Source organism: Catenuloplanes nepalensis, from assembly GCF_030811575.1.
GTDB classification, from domain to species: Bacteria; Actinomycetota; Actinomycetes; order Mycobacteriales; family Micromonosporaceae; genus Catenuloplanes; species Catenuloplanes nepalensis.
Genome location: NZ_JAUSRA010000001.1, coordinates 8,570,962 through 8,589,314, shown reverse-complemented (window position 1 = coordinate 8,589,314; position 18,353 = coordinate 8,570,962). Strand labels below are relative to the sequence as shown.

Genomic DNA, 18,353 nt, shown 5'->3' with positions numbered 1-18,353 from the left:
ACTCCGGTCAGCCCTGAATCTCCGGCAGCTCGCTGAACAGGAACACCCGGGCGTGGATCTGGTTGCGCTGCTGGAGCGCCGCGCGCAGCGCCCGGTGCAGGCCGTCCTCCAGGTACATCCCGCCGTTCCACTGCACGACGTGCGGGAACAGGTCGCCGTAGAACGTCGAGTCCTCCGCCAGCAGCTTGTCCAGCGCCAGCTCACGCTTGGTGGTGATCAGCTGGTTCAGCTGAATGGGCCTCGGCGGGATCTCCGCCCACTGCTTCAGCGTGAGCCCGTGCTCCGGGTAGGGCCGACCGTCCCGAACCCCCTTGAAGATCACGACGGCACGCTCCCCTCCCATGTCGCCGTTCCGTGCCCGGCCGTAGTCAGCCTAGCGACCCCGGCCGGCGGTTGATTCGTCCCCGTTCGTCGCGGGCTCACCCGGACCAGCGACCGCGATGGATGACCTCGGTCTGCGGCCGGCGTCCGCGCTTCAGTGACGGCGAGCGACGATCTGGTGCACGGTATCCGATCGTCAGCGCGCCCACGGGGACGAACTCCCCGGGCACGCCGAACTCCGCCCGGTACGCCGCGGTGCGCTCCGGCGGGATGCCGAAGAAGCACGCGCCGAGCCCTTCGTCCACCGCGGTCAGCAGCATCATCAGCGCGGCCATGCCGGCGTCCACATCCCAGTACGGCACCGGCCAGCGGCTGGTGTCCCGATCCGTCCAGCCCTTGTCCGGCTCCGCGTACCGATCGAGGTAGGCGGAACGGTTCGAGTGCGGCACCACGATCAGCGGCGCCCGGCTCATCCCGGCCAGCCAGTTGCTCATGCCCTGCTCGGCGCCGTTCGGGCTGGTCGCCGTCCAGAACCGCGCGCGGTCGGCCGCGTCCTGGAGCACCAGGAAGCCCCAGCCCTGGGAGAACCCGGCCGAGGGGGCGCGCACCGCGTGCTCCAGCAGCCGGTCCACCACCTCGGGCGGCACCGGCCGGTCCGGGTCGTAGTTGCGGACCATCCGGCGCCTGCGCACCACCTCGGCGAACTCCATGTCCTCCGCCGCCTCAGGAGGCCGGGACCGGCGTGATGCCCCAGGCGCCACGCCACGCGTCACCCGGATCGATCACGATCAGGCCACGGCCGGACCGGAACGCGTCCGGCGGGCAGGTCATCGGCTCGATCGCGACGGCGGTGCGGAACCGGTCGCCGCTCAGCGTGTCCGAGGTGAACACCTGCCACCACCCGAACGAGTCGTCGCCCCAGATCCGCACCTCGGCGTCGCCGCCGGCCAGCACGACCGTGGACGTGCCGTCCGCGGCGTGCTCCACGTCACCGAACGCGGTGTCCAGCACCGCGGAGCCGATCCGGCGGCCCTCGGTGTAGTCGAACTCGGTGCCCGCCACCTTGGCCGCGCCGATCGGCAGCAGCCGTGCGTCGACCAGCAGGCGGTTCCGGGCGGGCAGCGTCAGCGTCAGGTCGTCCACCGGCACGCCGGGGATCCGCAGGTACGGGTGGACACTGAAGCCGAACGGGACCGGCTGCGCCGCCAGGTTCGTCACCTCGTGCGTCGCCCGCAGCCCGGCCGAGCTCACCTGCCAGGTGGTGCGCAGCCGCAGCGGCCAGGGGTAACCGGGCTGGGCCGGCATCAGGAACTCCAGCGTCACCGCGTCGGCCGACTGCTCCACCGCGTGCCAGCGGGAGAAGTTGACCAGGCCGTGGATCGCGTTGTGCCGGGCCGGCTCGGTGAGGAAGAGCTGGTGCTGCGTGCCCTGGAAGCTGTACTGCCCGTCGCGGATCCGGTTCGGCCAGGGCGCCAGGATCTGGCCCGCGCAGCCGGCCGCGAGTTCGTCGTCGGCGTAGCCCGCCACGTAGTCCACGCCGTTCACCCGGTAGGACCGCAGGCCACCGCCCACCTCGACGACGACGGCCTCGTGGCCGTCCGCGGCGATGGTCCACTGTGTCCCGGAGAGCGGCTCGGCGACGGCCCCGGACTGGTGCGCGACAGATGTCATGGACGAACTTTAGCCAGGTGAGGGGTTAACGCGGGCTTAGGGAGCCAGCCGTTCCAGGGCCCACTCATCCCCTACGCGCCGGTAACGCAACCGGTCGTGCAGGCGGCTCGGCCGGCCCTGCCAGAACTCCACGCTCTCCGGGATCACGCGCAGCCCGCCCCAGTGCGGCGGGGGCGGGACCTCGGCGTCCGGGCCGAACCGGGCGGCGGTCTCCTCGAACGCGGCCTCCAGCTCGTCGCGGCCGGCCAGCACGCGCGACTGCGGGCTGGCCCACGCGCCGAGCTGGGAGCCGCGCGGGCGGGAGGCGAAGTACTCCTCGGTCTCCGACCGGGAGACACGCTCGACCGCACCCCGGACCAGCACCTGGCGGTGCATCGGGTGCCACGGGAAGAGCAGTGCGGCGTACGGGTTCGCGGCCGCCTCCGTACCCTTGCGGCTCTCGTAGTTGGTGTAGAGCGTGAAGCCGCGGCCGTCCACGTCCTTGAGCAGCACGGTCCGGCTGCTCGGCCGGCCGTCCGCGTCCGCGGTGGAGAACACCATCGCGTTCGGCTCCGGCAGCGGGAACGCCTGGGCCTCCGCGAACCAGCGGGCGAACTGCGTGTGCCAATCGGCGGCCAGGTCATCGCGGCGCAGGCCACGATCGGGTTGATATTCGCGGCGCATGCCGGCGAGCTCGGACATGCCGTGCACGGTAGTCGGCGGTTTTCGACTTTTGGTCGGCTCCGGCGATGTGGGATCGTCATGGCCTCGGAAGAACCCCCGGAAGGAAACCCGATCACCGTGGCTGACCCGTCGACGATCCGCATTCCCGACGCGCTGCTGCCCGAGGACGGCCGCTTCGGCTGCGGCCCGTCCAAGGTGCGGCCGGAGGCGGTGGAGGCGCTGTCCCGCGTGTCCCGCAGCTACCTCGGCACGTCGCACCGGCAGAAGACGGTGAAGGACGAGGTCGCGCGCCTGCGCCGGAGCCTGGCCGAGTTCTTCTCGCTGCCGGACGGCTACGAGGTGGTCCTCTCCAACGGCGGCACCACCGCGTTCTGGGAGAGCGCGGTGTTCGGCCTGATCCGCGACCGTGCCCAGCTCGCCACGCACGGCGAGTTCAGCGCTAAGTTCGCCAAGGCGGTGCAGGCCGCGCCGTTCCTGAGCGACCCGTCGGTGCGCTCCGCGACGCCCGGCACCGCGGCCTCGCTGACCGCGGAGGCGGGCGTGGACGCCTACGGCATCCCGCACAACGAGACGTCGACCGGCGTCTCGGTGCCGGTGCGCCGGGTGGCCGGCGCCGACCCGGAGGCGCTGCTGCTGGTCGACGCGACCTCCGGCGCGGGCGGGCTGGACGTGGACGTGGCCGAGACCGACGTCTACTACTTCGCGCCGCAGAAGTGCTTCGGCTCGGACGGCGGCATCTGGATCGGGCTGTTCTCCCCCGCCGCGATCGCACGGGCGCAGGAGATCAAGGCCTCCGGGCGGTACGTTCCGGCGTTCCTGGACGTGGTCACCGCGATCGAGCAGTCCCGGCTGGAGCAGACGTACAACACGCCAGCGCTCTCCACGATCTTCCTGGCCGCGGAGCAGACCGACTGGATGCTGTCGCAGGGCGGGCTGGGCTGGGCCGCGAAGCGCACGGCGGAGAGCGCGTCGATCATTTACGGCTGGGCCGCGCGGTCGTCGGTGGCCACGCCGTTCGTGCAGGACCCGGCGATCCGGTCGAACGTGGTGGCCACGATCGACCTGGACTCCTCGGTGTCCGCGGACACGGTCTCCGCGGTGCTCCGGGCGAACGGTGTGGTGGACACCGACTCGTACCGCAAGCTGGGTCGCAACCAGCTGCGGGTGGCGCTGTTCCCGGCCGTGGAGCCGACCGACGTGGAGCGCCTGACGCAGTCGATCGACTATGTGATCGAGCGGCTTTAGTAGCGGTTTGTCTGCTTTAAGCGTAATCAGGCGCTTAGAAAGATCAATTCGGGCTGGTCAGCGACACGCGGTGTGGGTTACTCCCATCGTGGGAAGATTACGCGTACCGTGTCCGGGAAGGCTCCGAGTGCGTCATGTGCTAGGGACACCGCGTCTCATGAGACACCGCGCTTTAGAGACACCGCGCTTCTAGAGATACCGCGCTTTGAGGACACCGCGCTTTAGGGCCATCCAGCCCAGTGAGACCGACGGGACGGAGGCAACGCGATGCGGCCGGTTCGCTTCGTCGCCCTCTCCGAGGACGGCCAGGCCCTGGTGCTCGCCGACGAGGTCGGGCGGCTCCTGGCACTCCCCATCGACGAGCGCATCGCCGGTGCGCTGCACAACGAACCCGGTGGCGGCGTCACCCTCGCCGTGGCCGGCACCGCCACCGAGATCAAGGCCACGCTCGCCCCGCGGGACATCCAGGCGCGCATCCGGGCCGGCGAGTCCGCCGACGACGTGGCACGCGTCGCCGGCGTCCCGGTCGACCGGGTGCTCCGCTACGCGGGCCCGGTGCTGCAGGAGCGGGCCATGCTCGCCCAGCACGCCCGCCGCACCCGGCTGAAGACATCCGATCGCGGCGCGCCGCTGTCCGAGGTGGTCGACAGCCGGCTCGCCCAGCACGGCATCGACGCCGAGAAGATCTCCTGGGATGCGTATCGGCGGGAGGACGGCACCTGGCGGATCATCGCCACCTGGCCCTCCGGCAAGGCCACCGCGCAGGCCTCCTGGGACCTCGACAAGTCCCGCCAGGTGGTCGCGCCGCACGACGACATGGCGCAATACCTGTGTGCCGAGCGGCCCACGCAAATCCTCGGCCAGGAGCCCGCGCCGGAACGCGGCGGCCACGGGCTGCCGACGCCCTCGCGCACCGAGCCCGGTCGCGGCGGCCACGGCCTGCCCGGCACCGCGCCGGAGAAGCCGCGGTCCAGCCGTGACCTCGGTCGCGACCCGATCCGCGCCGGCCGGGACGCGCTGCTCGCCTCCCTCGACCGTCCGCTCGGCCAGAGCTCCGGGCGCTCGCTCGACCCGGCCGCACTCACCGAGTCGGTCCGGCCGCGCTCCGCGCCCACCGTGGGCAGCGCGGCCTCGCTGCTCGCCGGCGGCGCCGGTTCCGCCTTCGACGACGACGCCGACCTCCCCAAGGAGGTGCCGGCCGTCCCGTCGCTGGCCGTGCTCCGGCCCCGCCGGACCACGACGAACCAGGGCTCGGGCGAGTCGACGGACGCCTCCGGCAAGCCGCGCAAGCGCCTGCCCAGCTGGGACGACGTGCTCTTCGGCGGCGGCCCCGCCGCCCGCGAGACCAGCTGACCACCTTCGACCACGCCGAACGGCGACGCGGAACCCTCCGCGTCGCCGTTTCCGTTTCGCATCATGGCGGCCGGGCCGCCTGATGCGGCCCGGCGATCGGGCGCCCGCGGCCGACCGACCGATCACAGCTGCGCTGTGGCCCGCCGATCCCAGCTCCGCCGCGAACGGGCTCCTTCACACCTGCCGCCTCTATCGCCAAGATTTCGGGCACGAGGTGCCGATGACCAGTCCTCACCGCCGCAGTCCATCGTCAGCCGCGCCCCGCGCAGACACCACACCACCCGGCCCGGCCTCAAGCTGCGCCGCGCGGCACAGCCCGCGCGGTGCGGTACAGCCTGGCGCGGTCCGGCCCGGCGCGGCCCGGCGCGGCCCGGCCCGGCACAGCCCGGCCCGGCACAGCCCGGCGCGGCGCGGCACAGCCCGGCGCGGTGCGGCCCGGCGCGGCGCGGCACAGCCCGGCGCGGTGCGGCCCGGCGCGGCGCGGCGCGGTGCGGCCCGGCGCGGCGCGGCCCGGCGCGGCGCGGCGCGGCCCGGCGCGGCACGGTCCGGCGCGGCCCGGCGCGGCCCGGCGCGGCCCGGCGCGGCCCGGCGCGGCCCGGCACAGCGCGGCCCGGCACAGCGCGGCCCGGCACAGCGCGGCCCGGCACAGCGCGGCCCGGCACAGCGCGGCCCGGCGCGGCCCGGCGCGGCCCGGCGCGGCCCGGCACAGCGCGGCCCGGCGCGGTGCGGCCCGGCGCGGCGCGGTGCGGCCCGGCGCGGCGCGGCCCGGCGCGGCGCGGCGCGGCCCGGCGCGGCACGGTCCGGCGCGGCCCGGCGCGGCCCGGCGCGGCCCGGCGCGGCCCGGCGCGGCCCGGCACAGCGCGGCCCGGCACAGCGCGGCCCGGCACAGCGCGGCCCGGCACAGCGCGGCCCGGCACAGCGCGGCCCGGCACAGCGCGGCCCGGCACAGCGCGGCCCGGCGCGGCCCGGCGCGGCCCGGCGCGGCCCGGCACAGCGCGGCCCGGCGCGGCGCGGTGCGGCCCGGCGCGGCGCGGTGCGGCCCGGCGCGGCGCGGCGCGGTGCGGCCCGGCGCGGCGCGGCGCGGCGCGGCACGGTCCGGCGCGGCACGGCGCGGCCCGGCACAGCGCGGCCCGGCACAGCGCGGCCCGGCACAGCGCGGCCCGGCACAGCGCGGCCCGGCACAGCGCGGCCCGGCACAGCGCGGCGGGTCAGAGGTGTGGCTGGTCAGGAGTGTTCAGGAGCGGTAGGTCGAAGTGGGTGATCACTTGGTCGGCGACGGCGGCCGGTTCCAGGCGGGTGTTGTCGATGCGTAGGTAGTCTGCCCGGTCGTCGAAGCGGCCGTCGGAGTTGAGGCGGTATCGCTCGTCCAGTTCCACCAGCTGGCGGCGCGCGGTGTCCAGGTCTCGCCGGGACGGCTTCTCGGCCAAGCGCGACTCTCCGGCGCTGCGGCGCAGGCGCACTTCCTGGCTCGCCTTCAGTTCGACGTAGCGGACGCGCCCGCCGCGCCGATGGAACGGCTCGGCGAAGTCGCGCACGGCCTGCTCATCCTCGGGCAGGTCGTATGCCCAGACGAAGGTGAAGATGAGCCCGGGGAGATCGCTCGCGGCGACCTCCTCGATCAGGTCGCGGCGGAAGCGGCTGACCAGGCGCCCGAACGGCGGACTGCCGAACGGGAAGAAGCGCAGCACCGGCTCGATCGCGAGATGGTTGTGGAACAACCGCAGACCGGTACGGGCGGCGATCTCCGCCCCGACGGTCATCTTGCCGACCGCGGGCGGCCCCAGAATGAACAGCAGCGTTCCGCTCACCCCGGCGACGCTAACCAACCTTCGGCAGCGACGGCGACCCGTTTTCACCGGCCGACCCGCCGGCGTCAGGACCAACCAGGCGCTCCGCGCCCGAAATATCGCTTTATGACCCTGCACTCACAGCGCCTACCTCCATGACCGCGCCATCCCGCCCCGAGTGATCAATCAGTGGTACGAACGGGCGATCATCCGGCAAGAATGACCTCCCTTCTGCACCACTGTTTGATCACGGAGCGCCGGGATGGTTCGGGCCCGCCTCGCGAGACTCGGCGGCTCTCCAACGGCCTCTCGCGGGCCTGCGGGTTCCTTATGCCGAGACTTCGAGCACGAAGCGCCCGGCCTCCACGGGGCGCTCGAACGCCACAACGCCGGGACCGTAGGCAGCCACACCACCATCCCACTCACACCCCTCCGGGGTGAGCCCAGACATCTTGTGCCTGAAATTCCCGATAAGCCCCCATAAGCCCCCCATCTAGCGGCGCCAGAAGTTCCTGACGACCGGGGCATGGCGCCTGAGTGATCAATCAGTGGAGCAAAAGAGCGATCAACTTCGATTTTTGATCTATCTTTTGCTCCACTGATTGATCACTCAGGCCTCGGTGGCGGCGTCTCTCGGCTGACGGTCCGCGCAGATGGGTGAGATGTCGGCATATTTCGGGTCCGGGGCGCCCCGATTACCGCGGGCAGGCCGGGTTGCTCGCGCTCAGCGGTCACGAAGGGCTGGGCAACAGAGGCGGAGGGGCAGCAGAGGTGGTCCCGCGGGGGTCGCGCGGACTTTCGGCGGGGCGCTTTGCGAGGAGCGCAGGTCGGAGTCCATGATCAACTTGAGCTGGGTGGCAATGAACCTCCCCGCGGGAGCACGCCGGAAGTGGGAGGAGTGGGTTTCGGGTCGCCGGGAGGGAAGCGCTAGATCTCGTAGCGTGCCAGCTCGGTGTAGATCGGGGGCGAGCCGAGCCGGCTGTGCATCAGGCGCAGCGTCGTGGCGGGCCACTCCGGGCCGCGGTATGCGTCCAGCGCCGCGTGGTCGGCCTCCAGCTGTGACCGGTCGATGCGGTCGCCGGGGCGGGCGAGTGTCAGGTGCGGGCGGAACGGCCTGCCGTCGAACGCCAGTCGTGCGTCCTGCAGCTCCTGCCGAATGCCGTGGGCGAGCGTGGTCAGGCGATCCGCCTCACCGGTCAGGCCGGCCCAGAGGATCGTGAAGCGGCCGCGGCCGAAGCGCCCGCCGCCGGCGATGCGGAGGCGGGCGGACGGCGTACCCACGGGTGGGGTTGATCTTTGAAGGGCGGCGTCGACGTCGAGCAGGCGGTCGTCCGGAACCTCGCCGAGGAAGACGAGCGTGACGTGCCACTGGGTGCGCGGTGCGAGGCGGGTGTTGACGGCCGCGGTGCTCACGTGGAGCGTCCGGACGTGCGTCGCGAGGTGGGCGCACGCCTCTTCGGGCGGGTGGATGCCGGCGAACAGGCGCACCCGCCGACGTTAACGCTGCGCGCGCAGCACCAGGCCGGCGGCCTCCAGCTCCGACTCGATGCGCAGGCGCTCGATCTCCAGGTCCATGCCGGAGACGGTGTCCAGGCGCTCGGGGACCCCGAGGCAGCGGCTGGCCAGGCGCAGACGTGCGTCGTACGCCCGGAGGACCGCGATGTGCCAGACCAGCGACTGGGTGGCGATGCCCAGACGATGGCGGTACAGCCGACGGAGGTCGGCCGCGAGGAGCTCGATCGCGGGGGTCGGCGGGCTCGGGTCGGCCGGGGTGCCGTCCCACCGCCGATCGAGGCGCCGCAACAACAATCGATTACGCAGTGTCATGCGCCCATCACTCCGGAGACCTGCCTCTCCGGAGCCTCTCGCGCATCGGACCGTGATGACGGGCAGGCACAACATCGCCAGGAGCAGGAGTGCCAGCACCACCATGTGCTTCTCGCCCACGCCCCGACGGTATGCGCAGAGTGTCAATGATCACTACGGATATACGGCTACCCGACAAGAATTAGCCACCTGGCTGACTGCGATTCTGCCGATCGGGTGATGGACGACCGCGAGTATGCATTCGTGGAACCGGCGTTCATGAAACTGGCACCTTCGCCGCGGCCGGTGCGATCACCGAGAACCGCGGCGTCGGGCGCAGCGTGAGCCGCAGTCGCTCACCGGATCGGCGCAGCTGCCAGACCAGCGCGGTCAGCGCCGCGACCAGCGAGATGACGCCGCTGAGCGCGATGCTCACGGCCGGGCCGAACAGCTCCGCCCACCAGCCCGCGATCGGGGCGCCGATCGGCGTGGTGCCGAGGAAGACCAGCACGTAGAGCGCCATCACCCGGCCGCGGTAGGCCGCGTCCGTGCCGAGCTGCACGCGCTGATTCGCGGCCTGCGCAAAGAAGATCATGAAGAACCCGGTGGGTACGAGCAGCAGCGCCGCGGCCCAGAACGTCGGCGCGAAACCGACCAGCACCTCCAGCGCCGCGAACGCCACGCCGGGCAGCAGCACGGTGTAGATCGACGGCCGCGCGGTGCGGGCGCTGCCGGCCAGCGCGCCGCCCAGCGCGCCGAGCGCGAGCGCGGTGGTGAGCAGGCCGAACGAGGCCGGGCCGGCGTTGAAAGAGACCTTGGCGAGCACGGCCAGCGTCACCGGGAAGTTGAAGCCGATCATGGCGATCACGGCCATCACCACGATCACCAGCAGCAGGTCGCCGCGGTTGCGGACGTAGCGGAGGCCGGCCAGCACGCCGGAGCCCTTCCGGGAGACCTTGGCGACCGCGGCCCGGATCAGGTCGGGGACGTGCATGCGCAGGTACGCGAAGACCGGCGCGATCGCCAGCACCGTGCTGATCAGGAAGACCGGCCCGACGCCGAGCGTCGCGATCGCCACGCCGGCCAGCGCGGGACCGCTGACCCGGGCCACGTTGAACGTGGCGGCGGAGAGCGAGAGCGCGTTCGGCAGCAGCGTCATGCCGACCAGCTCGGAGACGAACGACTGGCGCACCGGCGTCTCGATCGCGTTCGCGACGCCGAGCAACCCGGCGAACACGAAGACGTGCCACAGCTCGACCACGCCGGCCGCGACCAGGATCGCGAACACGATGGCGAACACCGCGTAGGCGACGTTCGCGGCGATCAGGATGTGGCGCTTGTCGTACCGGTCGGCGAGCGTGCCGGCGTAGAGCGTGAGCAGCAGCACCGGGAGGAACTGGAGCGCGGTGACGATGCCGAGCGCGGAACCGGAGTTGCCGGACAGGTCCAGGACCAGCCAGTCCTGCGCCGTGAACATCATCCAGACGCCGACCAGCTTCACCAGCTGGCCGGTGGCGAACAGCCGGTAGTTGCGTACCGTCAGGGATCGGAATGTGGTGCTCAGCGTGGCCCGCACGGGATCGTGCGCCTCCCTCGTCTCGGCGTGGTGGTGCTGCCGTGTGACGAGGCGTTGTCAGGCAGCCCTGGCGACCCGCTGCATGATCTCGGCGGCCCGGCGGAGGATCTCCAGATCCTCCGCGGACAGGTCGGCGAGATGGTCAGCGAGCCACTCGTTGTGTGCCCGCTGCACCTGCTCGTATGCCTGGCGCCCCTGCGCGGTGGTGCGCAGGATGACCTGCCGGCCGTCGGTCGGATGCGGCTCGCGGAGCACCATGCCCCGCTCCTCCAGCTTCGCGATGATCTTCGTCATCGTGGGTGGCTGCACCCGCTCGACGTCCGCGAGCTCGCGCGGGCGCAGCGAACCGGCCAGCTCCAGGCTGGTCAGCGCGGACAGCTGCGCCATCGTCAGGTCCCCGACCGGCCGCGCTTGCCGCAGCCGCCGGTTGAGCCGGGTGATCGCTTCGCGCAGCCCCAGGGCGAGCTGCAGCGCGGTCGTGCGCTCCGCCATCACCGTCCCGCTCCGTCACGTTCCTTAGCCTAGCTAATAAGCCTGGCTAACTACCACCGATATGACCGCTCTCACCAGCGCCTCGCGGCTCGCCGGGGAGTTCGGAGAACCGTACCCCCCGGCGAGGGCATCTCAGAGCAGCGCCGCCTCGATCGGGCCGCGCAGGAAGTAGAGGACGAAGAAGAAGGCCACGCCGTACAGCAGCGGGTGCACCTGACGGCCCTTGCCGGCGACCGCCTTGAGCAGCACGTAGGTGATCACGCCGGCACCGATGCCGTTCGAGATCGAGTACGTGAACGGCATCAGCACGATGGTCAGGAACGCCGGGATCGCGATCTCCCAGTCACTCCAGTCGATCGTGCGGACCGCGGTCATCATCAGGAAGCCGACCACGACCAGCGCCGCGGACGCCGCCTCGAACGGCACGATCTGCACCAGCGGCGACACCAGCACCGCGACCAGGAACAGCGCGCCGGTCACCAGGTTCGCCACGCCGGTCCGGGCGCCCTCGCCCACGCCGGCCGCGCTCTCGATGTAGGACGTGTTGCTGGACGTGCTCGCCACACCACCGGCGGCCGCCGCGATCGAGTCGACGAGCAGGATCTCGCGAGTACGCGGCGGGTTGCCGTTCTCGTCGAGCAGGCCACCCTCCTGGCCCACCGCGACCATCGTGCCCATCGTGTCGAAGAAGTCCGTCAGCAGCAGCGTGAAGACGAACATCAGGCAGACCAGCACGCCGACCCGCTCCCACGAGCCGAACAGGCTGAAGTCGCCGAGCAGCGACAGGTCCGGCGTCACCGACCAGTCCTTGTCCAGCGTCGGCACGTTCAGCGACCAGCCGTGCGGGTTGCCGGCCGGGCCGCCGGCCGGGCCGACCTTCGCGATCGCCTCCACGATCAGCGCCAGCACGGTCGAGACCAGGATGCCGATCAGGATCGCGCCCCTGACCTTGCGCACCATCAGGACCAGCGTGAGCAGCAGGCCGAGCACGAAGACCAGCACCGGCCAGGTGACGAGCTGGCCGCCGATGCCGAGCAGCAGCGGCGGCGAACCGGCCGAGCCACGCGCGAATCCGGCGTCGACGAAGCCGATCAGCGCGAGGAACAGGCCGATGCCGACGCCGATCGCGGTCTTCAACTCGGTCGGCACCGCGCGGAACACCGCCTGCCGGAAGCCGGTCAGCACCAGGATCGCGATGATCACACCCTCGATGACAACCAGACCCATCGCGTCGGCCCAGGTCATCTGCGGCGCGATCTCGTACGCGACGAGCGCGTTGACGCCCAGACCGGCGGCCAGCGCGAGGGGGAAGCGCGCCACCACACCCATCAGGATCGTCATCAGGCCCGCGACCAGGGCGGTCGCGGCCGCGATCGCCGGGATCGCCAGGGACGCGCCGTCACCGTCGACCGCGGCGCCGAGGATCAGCGGGTTGAGCACCACGATGTAGGCCATCGTGAAGAAGGTGGCGAAACCACCGCGCACCTCGCGGCTCAGCGTCGAGCCGCGCGCGGAGATCTCGAAGAAACGGTCGAAGGCGTTGCGGGGCGTCGTTGCCGCTGCCGGTGAACCGGCCATGGGCACCTCACTGGGATGATCGGGACTTACGGAAGGCGTCATAGTCCCAAACACACTGCGTCCGCAAAAGCTCACAAATGTTTCGGATACGTACCGCTGACCTGGCGAGGATCGCGCTGGACGTACCCTTGGACAGTGGCCCGATCCTCAGTTCCGCTGCCGACGTCCGACATGACGCCGGAAGATCGGCCCTCCGATGCGACGGAGCCGCGTCCTCGACCCACGCCGCTCGACCCGCCGATGGTCCCGTTCGCGGTCGGCGGCACCATCGCCTGGGCCGTCGCCGGGCTGGTGTTGTTCGTCTTCTTCCGCGACTGGCTGGAGTCCACCGGCCGCACCGACTGGCTGTGGATCTGCCTGACCGGGTTCCTGCTCGGCTTCCCGGGCACCGCCACGATGATGCGTCACGACGCCCAGCGGCGCCGGCGGCGGACGGACCCGCCTCAGCCGTGACCGTACGGCTCGGCGGGCTCGTCGCCCTCGACCGAGCCCGGCGCGCGGCTGACCGCCACGGCCTCGACCTCACTGTCGTCGTAGATCGTCGGCAGTTCCTCGACGTGCGTCTCCGGCTCCTGCAGCGTCTCGGAGTGCGCGCCGCAGCCGTGGTCGATGCTGACCGCACGGCCGTCGTCCGGCGCGTAGAGGTTGCCGCAGACGCCGAACGCCTGGCGCAGCGCACCGGCCAGCGGCAGGTAGAACCCGCACGAGCCGCACCGGGCCGCGCGCGGGGCCGCGACCGAGATCGGGGCCTCCGGGCCGGCGTCCCCGTCGTACCACCGCTGGGCGGTGTCCTGGCGGCCGAACCGGGACATCACGCGCGGCCGGCCCAGGCCCAGCTCCCAGCTGGTCTCCTCGACGGCCGGGTCGTCCGACTCCAGGTATCCCGGGGCCAGGCGCTCGTCGTCCGGTGCGGTCGGCAGCAGGTCACCCACGCCGAGGTCACCGGGTTGCAGGCGCTCGTTCCACGGGAGCCAGCCGGGCGCCATCAGCGCGTCCGGACCGGGCAGCAGCACGGTCTCGCAGACCGTCACGTGCTTGCTGCGTGAGACGCGGGTCACCGTGACCGCCCACCGCCAGCCGCGGTAGCCGGCGAGGTGGCAGTCGAAGAGGTGTGTGACCAGTCGATCCCCCTCGGCGATCACCTCGAGGTGCTCGCCCACCTCCGACGGGTCCACATCCGTGATGGCGTCGCGCGCGATGTCGACGGCATCGGCACAGACCTGGTCGAGTTTTGCGGGCCGGGCGGCGATCCTGCTCACCCGTCCATTCTTCCCTACGCATCGGCCGGTCTCCCACTTGACCCCGATCGAGCCCGATCGCGTGGGGCGAATGTGGCCCCGATGGGCGAGGATGGAGGGCATGGACTTCCTGGCGCTGTTTATCCGGGGTGTCCGGCTCCTCTTCCGCGGTGCGGTCTCCAGCACCAGGTGGGCCGGGCGGCATGCCGGAGTGGTTCGCGCCAAGGGCGCCGGCGGCGAGACCGGCATGATCCGCCTGATGGACCTGCACGCCGCGTCCGTCGCCGGCGACACGCTCGTCACACTCGGGCTGGCCGGCACCATCTTCTTCGCGGTGCCGCTCGGCGAGGCCCGCGGCAAGGTGGCGCTCTACCTGCTGATCACCATGGTGCCGTTCGCGCTGCTCGCACCGGTCGTCGGCCCGCTGCTCGACCACTTCCGGCACGGCCGGAGGTATGCGCTGGCCACCACCATGCTCGGCCGCGCGTTCCTGGCCTGGCTCATCTCCGACAACCTCGACGGGTTCGCGCTCTACCCGGCCGCGTTCGGCGTGCTCGCGCTGTCCCGGGCCTACGGCGTGGCCCGCGCCGCCGCCGTCCCCCGGCTGCTGCCCGCCGGGCTCAGCCTCTCCCAGGCCGGTGCGCGCGGCAGCGTCTACGGCACCATCGCCGGCACCATCGTGCTGCCGCTCGGCCTGGCCGCGGTCTGGGTCGGTCCGCAGTGGCCGCTGCGCGTCGCCGCGATCATCTTCCTGGCCGGCATGGTGATAGCGCTGCGACTGCCGCCCAAGGCCGACTCCGAGCCGCCGGAGGCGGTCCCCCGCCCGATCATCGCGATCTTCGGAAGGCGGCGCGGCGGCCCGCGCGCGCTGGACGGACCGCTGGTCATCGCCGCGGTGGCCGGCGCGTCCTCGCTGCGCGCGGTCTACGGCTTCCTGCTGCTCTTCTCCGCCTTCGCGATCAAGGGCGACGACCTCGCCCTGATGCTGTTCGGCCGGGCCGTCGGCGACCAGGCCGCGCTCGGCGTCGTCGGCGCCGCGCTCGGCATCGGCACGTTCCTGGCCACCGCGGCCGGCACCCGGCTGCGCATCCACCGCCCGCTCTGGCTGCAGTCCACCGGCCTGGTCATCGTCGCCGGCCTGGCCGTGCTCACGGTCATCCGGCCCACGCTCGGGATGCTGGCGATGCTGGCGCTGGTCACCGCGGCCATGTCCGGCATCGCCAAGCTGACGGTCGACGCGACCATCCAGGAGCGCATCTCGGAACGCCTCCGGGCCAGCGCGTTCGCCCACTCCGAGACGTTGCTGATGCTGGCCTGGGTGGCGGGCGGCGCGGTCGCGCTGATCCCGCTCGGCATCCGCTCCGGCCTCGCGGTACCGGCGATCTTCGCGATCCTCGCCGCGGCGCGTGCCGGCTGGGCCCTCACCCGCCTGCGCGGCGAACGTCTCACCGGACTCCCGGCCGCGCCTCTCGGCACTCCCGAGCTCACCGCAGAGCCCTTCGAGGGTACGGATACCCGCGCGCCGGCCGAAGCGGATGCACCCGCCCCGGGCCGTCCACCGGAGGACGTCACCCCGGCCGACCCATGGGCGCCGACACCGCGCCGGCCCTCCCCATACCGCAGCGGCACCACGGACACGCGCACCGGCCTGCGTACCGACCCGGCCTCCCAGCCCTCGGCTCCTCCCGGCCCACCCGGGCCTCCTGGCGTTCCCGGCAGCCCGGGTCGTTCCAGCGGCGCGGGTGGTTCCAGCGGCGCGGGTGGTTCCAGCGGCGCGGGTGGTTCCAGCGGCGCGGGTGGTTCCAGCGGCGCGGGTGGTTCCAGCGGCGCGGGTGGTTCCAGCGGCGCGGGTGGTTCCAGCGGCGCGGGTGGTTCCAGCGGCGCGGGTGGTTCCAGCGGCGCGGGTGGTTCCAGCGGCGCGGGTGGTTCCAGCGGCGCGGGTGGTTCCAGCGGCGCGGGTGGTTCCAGCGGTGGAAGGACGCGGTGGTGGCAGCGGCGGAAGCGCGGCGCGCAACACGCCCCGACAGCGCCGGACCTGCCACGCGCCACGCTCGCGCCGGGCGGCACGGCGTCGCCAGGCGGCACGGCGTCGCCAGGCGGCACGGCGTCGAGCGGCTCGGTCACGGGGCGTGGTGCGGGACGGCCGCACGACCCGGACCTGCCGCCCACGCGCATCGACGACCCGCCCACCCGGGTCGACGACGGTCGTGATGCGCCGCCCGGCTTCCATGTCTACCGCCCGTCCGGCCGGAGCCGTCCCGAAGGCTCCGGCGACAGCGGCGAGGCATGATCTAGTCCGTGCAGCTCTCCCATCCCGGCCCGCTCCTCGTCGTGACCGCCGTCGAGCCCGAGGCCGCGGCGGTCCGCGCCGGCCTCATCGATCCCCGGGAACCGTCGACCGGGACTAATGTCGTGGTCGCCGTGGCCGGGGTCGGGTCGGCGGAGGCAGCGGCCGGGACCGCGCGACTGCTGGCGCTCGCGGAGGCAGCCGGGCGGCCATACGCCGCTGTGATCTCCGCGGGGATCGGTGGAGGGCTTCCCGGGCGTGCGGCCATCGGCGACACCGTGATCGCCGCTCGTAGCGTCGCCGCCGACCTGGGAGCCGACTCTCCCGACGGCTACCTGCCGATCGAGCGGCTCGGCTTCGGCAACAGCACCGCGGTCACCGACGAAGACCTGTCCGTGTGGTTGCGCGCCGCGCTGCCCGATGCCCTGACCGGTGACGTGCTCACCGTCAACACCGTCACCGGCACCGCAGCCCGCGCCACCGGCCTGGCCGCCCGGCATCCGTCCGCGCTCGCCGAGGCGATGGAGGGCTACGGCGTCGCGGTGGCCGCCCGCGCCGCCGGCCTCCCCTTCGCGGAGCTGCGCACGATCTCGAACCCGGTCGGTCCCCGCGACCGCGCCGCCTGGAACCTCCCGGCGGCTCTGACCTCGCTCAAGGCCGCCTTCGCCGCTCTCCCGGCGGTCCCACCGGTGCTCGCCCCCGCCAAGCCGATCATTGAGTGACACACCAGGTAGATCAACGAGCGAGGCCAACCGCCCTGACGTAACACTCAATGATCCGCCGCGGTAGCGCCAACATCGACGACAACTCCCATCTGATGTGATAACGCGAAATTTCGGGCACCCGGCGAGCGGCCGGGCGGCGGCGGGGCAGCTGGGCGGCATACGGACGGGCTGCGGGCTGCGCGCTGCACGCGCACGGGCTGCACGCCACCAGGCGACGGGCGGCACGCGCACGGGCGGTGAACCCACGGGCTGCACGCGCACACGCGGTGCACGCACGGACTGCACGCGCACGGACTGCACGCGCACGGACTGCACGCGCACGGACTGCACGCGCACGGACTGCACGCGCACGGGCGGTGCACGCACGGGCGGTGCACGCACGGGCGGTGCACGCACGGGCGGTGCACGCACGGGCGGTGCACGCACGGGCGGTGCACGCACGGACTGCACACGGACGGGTGGCGCGCCGCTGGGCCAGTGCGCGGACGGCTGGCTACATGGCCGGGCGAGTGCACGGCCGGGCAAGAGCGCGGACGGGCAAGAGCGCGGACGGGCGGGTGTGGGGATGGGGTTGCGGGACCACCGCGGGACCGGCAGGGAGGCCGCCTGCGGCCGACCGGTGCCCGCGGGAGCACTGGGAACTCAGCCACGCCGGAAGCGGGCAAGCAAGTTCTTGATCTTCGGGTGTGACGGTCTTGAAGTGCTTACGGGGCACGGTCGCGGATCGCGGGCATCGGGAATACGGCGAAGGTCACGGGGGTGGCGGGGCGGAAGCTGGTTACGGTGGCGGGATGGAACCGCTGTCTGTGGCGTATTCGCCGTGTCCGAACGATACGTTCGTCTTCCATGCGCTGGCGCACGGGCTGGTGGCGGGCGCGCCGCCGGTGGAGGTCACGTTCGCGGACGTCGACGTGACGAACACGGCGGCGGAACGCGGCGAGTTCGACCTGGTCAAGGTCTCCTACGCGGCGTTGCCGTGGCTGCTGGACAAGTATGAGCTGCTGCCGTGCGGCGGGGCGCTCGGGCGTGGCTGCGGCCCGCTGCTGCTGGTGAACGACGAGCGCGCGGATCTGGCCGGGGCGACCGTGGCGGTGCCGGGCGACCGGACCACGGCCTACCTGCTGTTCCGGCTGTGGGCGGGCGAGGTGCAGCCGGCCCGGGTCGAGGTGGTGCCGTTCCACGAGATCATGCCGGGGGTCGCGGCCGGGCGCTGGGACGCGGGCCTGGTGATCCACGAGGCCCGGTTCACGTATCAGAATTACGGGCTGCGGTCGCTGGTGGATCTCGGCGAGTGGTGGGAGTCGGACACCGGGCTGCCGATTCCGCTGGGCGCTATCCTGGCGCGGCGCGGGAAGGTCGATCCGGCCGCGGCGACCGCGTGGATCCGGGAGTCGGTGCGGGCCGCGTGGGCGGATCCGGCGGCGAGCCGGGACTACGTGATGGCGCACGCGCAGGAGATGGATCCGGCGGTGCAGGAACAGCACATCGCGCTGTACGTGAACGAGTTCACGGCGGAGCTGGGCGACGCCGGGTACGAGGCGGTGAACGCGCTGCTCGGGCGGGCCGCGAAGGCCGGGTTCACGCCGGAGGTGCCGCCGCTGCGGGCATGAG

18 protein-coding genes are annotated in these 18,353 nt (G+C 72.6%); 7 read left to right on the top strand and 11 right to left on the bottom strand.

Going from position 1 to position 18,353, the window contains the following annotated elements; translation table 11 throughout:
* Positions 1-7: 7 nt before the first annotated feature.
* From J2S43_RS37305 to pdxH, 4 genes are all read right to left on the bottom strand, one after another.
* On the bottom strand, positions 8-322 hold the full coding sequence (locus J2S43_RS37305) for a type II toxin-antitoxin system VapB family antitoxin (RefSeq protein WP_306839719.1): 315 nt from the start codon (positions 320-322) through the stop codon (positions 8-10).
* Positions 323-419: 97 nt separating this feature from the next.
* Entirely contained in the window at positions 420-1,031 is a 612-nt protein-coding gene (locus J2S43_RS37300) for a nitroreductase family protein (protein WP_306837268.1), read from the bottom strand.
* A 13-nt stretch (positions 1,032-1,044) separates the two neighbouring features.
* On the bottom strand, positions 1,045-1,992 hold the full coding sequence (locus tag J2S43_RS37295) for an aldose 1-epimerase family protein (RefSeq protein ID WP_306837266.1): 948 nt from the start codon (positions 1,990-1,992) through the stop codon (positions 1,045-1,047).
* Between the two features lie 36 nt (positions 1,993-2,028).
* A complete protein-coding gene (pdxH, locus tag J2S43_RS37290) occupies positions 2,029-2,673 on the bottom strand; it encodes a pyridoxamine 5'-phosphate oxidase (protein ID WP_306837264.1) in 645 nt (214 codons plus the stop codon).
* A gap of 99 nt (positions 2,674-2,772) precedes the next feature.
* On the opposite strand from pdxH, the gene serC reads away from it, so the two are divergent.
* From serC to J2S43_RS37275, 3 genes are all read left to right on the top strand, one after another.
* Positions 2,773-3,900, top strand: a complete 1,128-nt coding sequence (gene serC, locus J2S43_RS37285) for a phosphoserine transaminase (RefSeq protein ID WP_306837262.1) — start codon at positions 2,773-2,775, stop codon at positions 3,898-3,900.
* A 267-nt stretch (positions 3,901-4,167) separates the two neighbouring features.
* Positions 4,168-5,253 (top strand): septation protein SepH, encoded by a 1,086-nt coding sequence (sepH, locus tag J2S43_RS37280; RefSeq protein ID WP_306837260.1) that lies wholly within the window; start codon positions 4,168-4,170, stop codon positions 5,251-5,253.
* 323 nt (positions 5,254-5,576) lie between these two features.
* The gene (locus tag J2S43_RS37275; protein WP_306837258.1) at positions 5,577-6,500 is read left to right on the top strand and encodes a histone H1-like repetitive region-containing protein; all 924 of its coding nucleotides are present in this window, start codon (positions 5,577-5,579) and stop codon (positions 6,498-6,500) included.
* On the opposite strand, the gene J2S43_RS37270 is transcribed toward J2S43_RS37275, so the two are convergent.
* The 6 genes from J2S43_RS37270 to J2S43_RS37245 form a co-directional block, all read right to left on the bottom strand.
* Positions 6,462-7,061, bottom strand: coding sequence for a P-loop nucleotide/nucleoside kinase family protein (locus J2S43_RS37270; protein WP_306837256.1), 600 nt, complete (start codon positions 7,059-7,061; stop codon positions 6,462-6,464). The genes J2S43_RS37275 and J2S43_RS37270 overlap by 39 nt on opposite strands.
* A 906-nt stretch (positions 7,062-7,967) precedes the next feature.
* Positions 7,968-8,528 (bottom strand): RNA 2',3'-cyclic phosphodiesterase, encoded by a 561-nt coding sequence (thpR, locus tag J2S43_RS37265; protein ID WP_306837254.1) that lies wholly within the window; start codon positions 8,526-8,528, stop codon positions 7,968-7,970.
* A 9-nt stretch (positions 8,529-8,537) separates the two neighbouring features.
* The gene (locus J2S43_RS37260) at positions 8,538-8,867 is read right to left on the bottom strand and encodes a hypothetical protein (protein WP_306837252.1); all 330 of its coding nucleotides are present in this window, start codon (positions 8,865-8,867) and stop codon (positions 8,538-8,540) included.
* A 256-nt stretch (positions 8,868-9,123) separates the two neighbouring features.
* Complete coding sequence (locus J2S43_RS37255; protein WP_306837251.1) at positions 9,124-10,422, bottom strand: MFS transporter; 1,299 nt, start codon at positions 10,420-10,422, stop codon at positions 9,124-9,126.
* 57 nt (positions 10,423-10,479) lie between these two features.
* The gene (locus tag J2S43_RS37250) at positions 10,480-10,914 is read right to left on the bottom strand and encodes a MarR family winged helix-turn-helix transcriptional regulator (RefSeq protein ID WP_306837249.1); all 435 of its coding nucleotides are present in this window, start codon (positions 10,912-10,914) and stop codon (positions 10,480-10,482) included.
* 132 nt (positions 10,915-11,046) lie between these two features.
* Positions 11,047-12,492 (bottom strand): NCS2 family permease, encoded by a 1,446-nt coding sequence (locus tag J2S43_RS37245; RefSeq protein ID WP_306837247.1) that lies wholly within the window; start codon positions 12,490-12,492, stop codon positions 11,047-11,049.
* 171 nt (positions 12,493-12,663) lie between these two features.
* Here J2S43_RS37245 and J2S43_RS37240 point away from each other — a divergent pair, with 171 nt between their 5' ends.
* A complete protein-coding gene (locus tag J2S43_RS37240; RefSeq protein WP_306839718.1) occupies positions 12,664-12,945 on the top strand; it encodes a DUF2530 domain-containing protein in 282 nt (93 codons plus the stop codon).
* On the opposite strand, the gene J2S43_RS37235 is transcribed toward J2S43_RS37240, so the two are convergent.
* Positions 12,936-13,853: a DUF3027 domain-containing protein gene (locus J2S43_RS37235; RefSeq protein ID WP_306837245.1), complete on the bottom strand. Its 918-nt coding sequence runs from the start codon at positions 13,851-13,853 to the stop codon at positions 12,936-12,938. The genes J2S43_RS37240 and J2S43_RS37235 overlap by 10 nt on opposite strands.
* Between J2S43_RS37235 and J2S43_RS42385 the strand changes: the two genes are divergently transcribed.
* The 3 genes from J2S43_RS42385 (at position 13,852) to J2S43_RS37220 (ending at position 18,352) form a co-directional block, all read left to right on the top strand.
* A complete protein-coding gene (locus tag J2S43_RS42385; protein ID WP_370881711.1) occupies positions 13,852-16,020 on the top strand; it encodes an MFS transporter in 2,169 nt (722 codons plus the stop codon). The genes J2S43_RS37235 and J2S43_RS42385 overlap by 2 nt on opposite strands.
* A gap of 8 nt (positions 16,021-16,028) precedes the next feature.
* Positions 16,029-16,739: a futalosine hydrolase gene (locus J2S43_RS37225; RefSeq protein WP_306837243.1), complete on the top strand. Its 711-nt coding sequence runs from the start codon at positions 16,029-16,031 to the stop codon at positions 16,737-16,739.
* A gap of 794 nt (positions 16,740-17,533) precedes the next feature.
* Complete coding sequence (locus tag J2S43_RS37220; RefSeq protein ID WP_306837241.1) at positions 17,534-18,352, top strand: 1,4-dihydroxy-6-naphtoate synthase; 819 nt, start codon at positions 17,534-17,536, stop codon at positions 18,350-18,352.
* Position 18,353 lies beyond the last annotated feature (1 nt).

What these genes read in the sequence shown, in the direction of transcription:
- J2S43_RS37300 (WP_306837268.1), bottom strand. Translation starts at nt 1,031, where the DNA reads ATGGAGTTCGCCGAGGTGGTGCGCAGGCGCCGGATGGTCCGCAACTAC.
- J2S43_RS37235 (WP_306837245.1), bottom strand. Translation starts at nt 13,853, where the DNA reads ATGCCCTCCATCCTCGCCCATCGGGGCCACATTCGCCCCACGCGATCG.
- J2S43_RS37250 (WP_306837249.1), bottom strand. Translation starts at nt 10,914, where the DNA reads ATGGCGGAGCGCACGACCGCGCTGCAGCTCGCCCTGGGGCTGCGCGAA.
- J2S43_RS37240 (WP_306839718.1), top strand. Translation starts at nt 12,664, where the DNA reads ATGACGCCGGAAGATCGGCCCTCCGATGCGACGGAGCCGCGTCCTCGA.
- J2S43_RS37260 (WP_306837252.1), bottom strand. Translation starts at nt 8,867, where the DNA reads ATGACACTGCGTAATCGATTGTTGTTGCGGCGCCTCGATCGGCGGTGG.
- J2S43_RS37220 (WP_306837241.1), top strand. Translation starts at nt 17,534, where the DNA reads ATGGAACCGCTGTCTGTGGCGTATTCGCCGTGTCCGAACGATACGTTC.
- sepH (WP_306837260.1), top strand. Translation starts at nt 4,168, where the DNA reads ATGCGGCCGGTTCGCTTCGTCGCCCTCTCCGAGGACGGCCAGGCCCTG.
- J2S43_RS42385 (WP_370881711.1), top strand. Translation starts at nt 13,852, where the DNA reads ATGGACTTCCTGGCGCTGTTTATCCGGGGTGTCCGGCTCCTCTTCCGC.
- pdxH (WP_306837264.1), bottom strand. Translation starts at nt 2,673, where the DNA reads ATGTCCGAGCTCGCCGGCATGCGCCGCGAATATCAACCCGATCGTGGC.
- J2S43_RS37245 (WP_306837247.1), bottom strand. Translation starts at nt 12,492, where the DNA reads ATGGCCGGTTCACCGGCAGCGGCAACGACGCCCCGCAACGCCTTCGAC.
- J2S43_RS37295 (WP_306837266.1), bottom strand. Translation starts at nt 1,992, where the DNA reads ATGACATCTGTCGCGCACCAGTCCGGGGCCGTCGCCGAGCCGCTCTCC.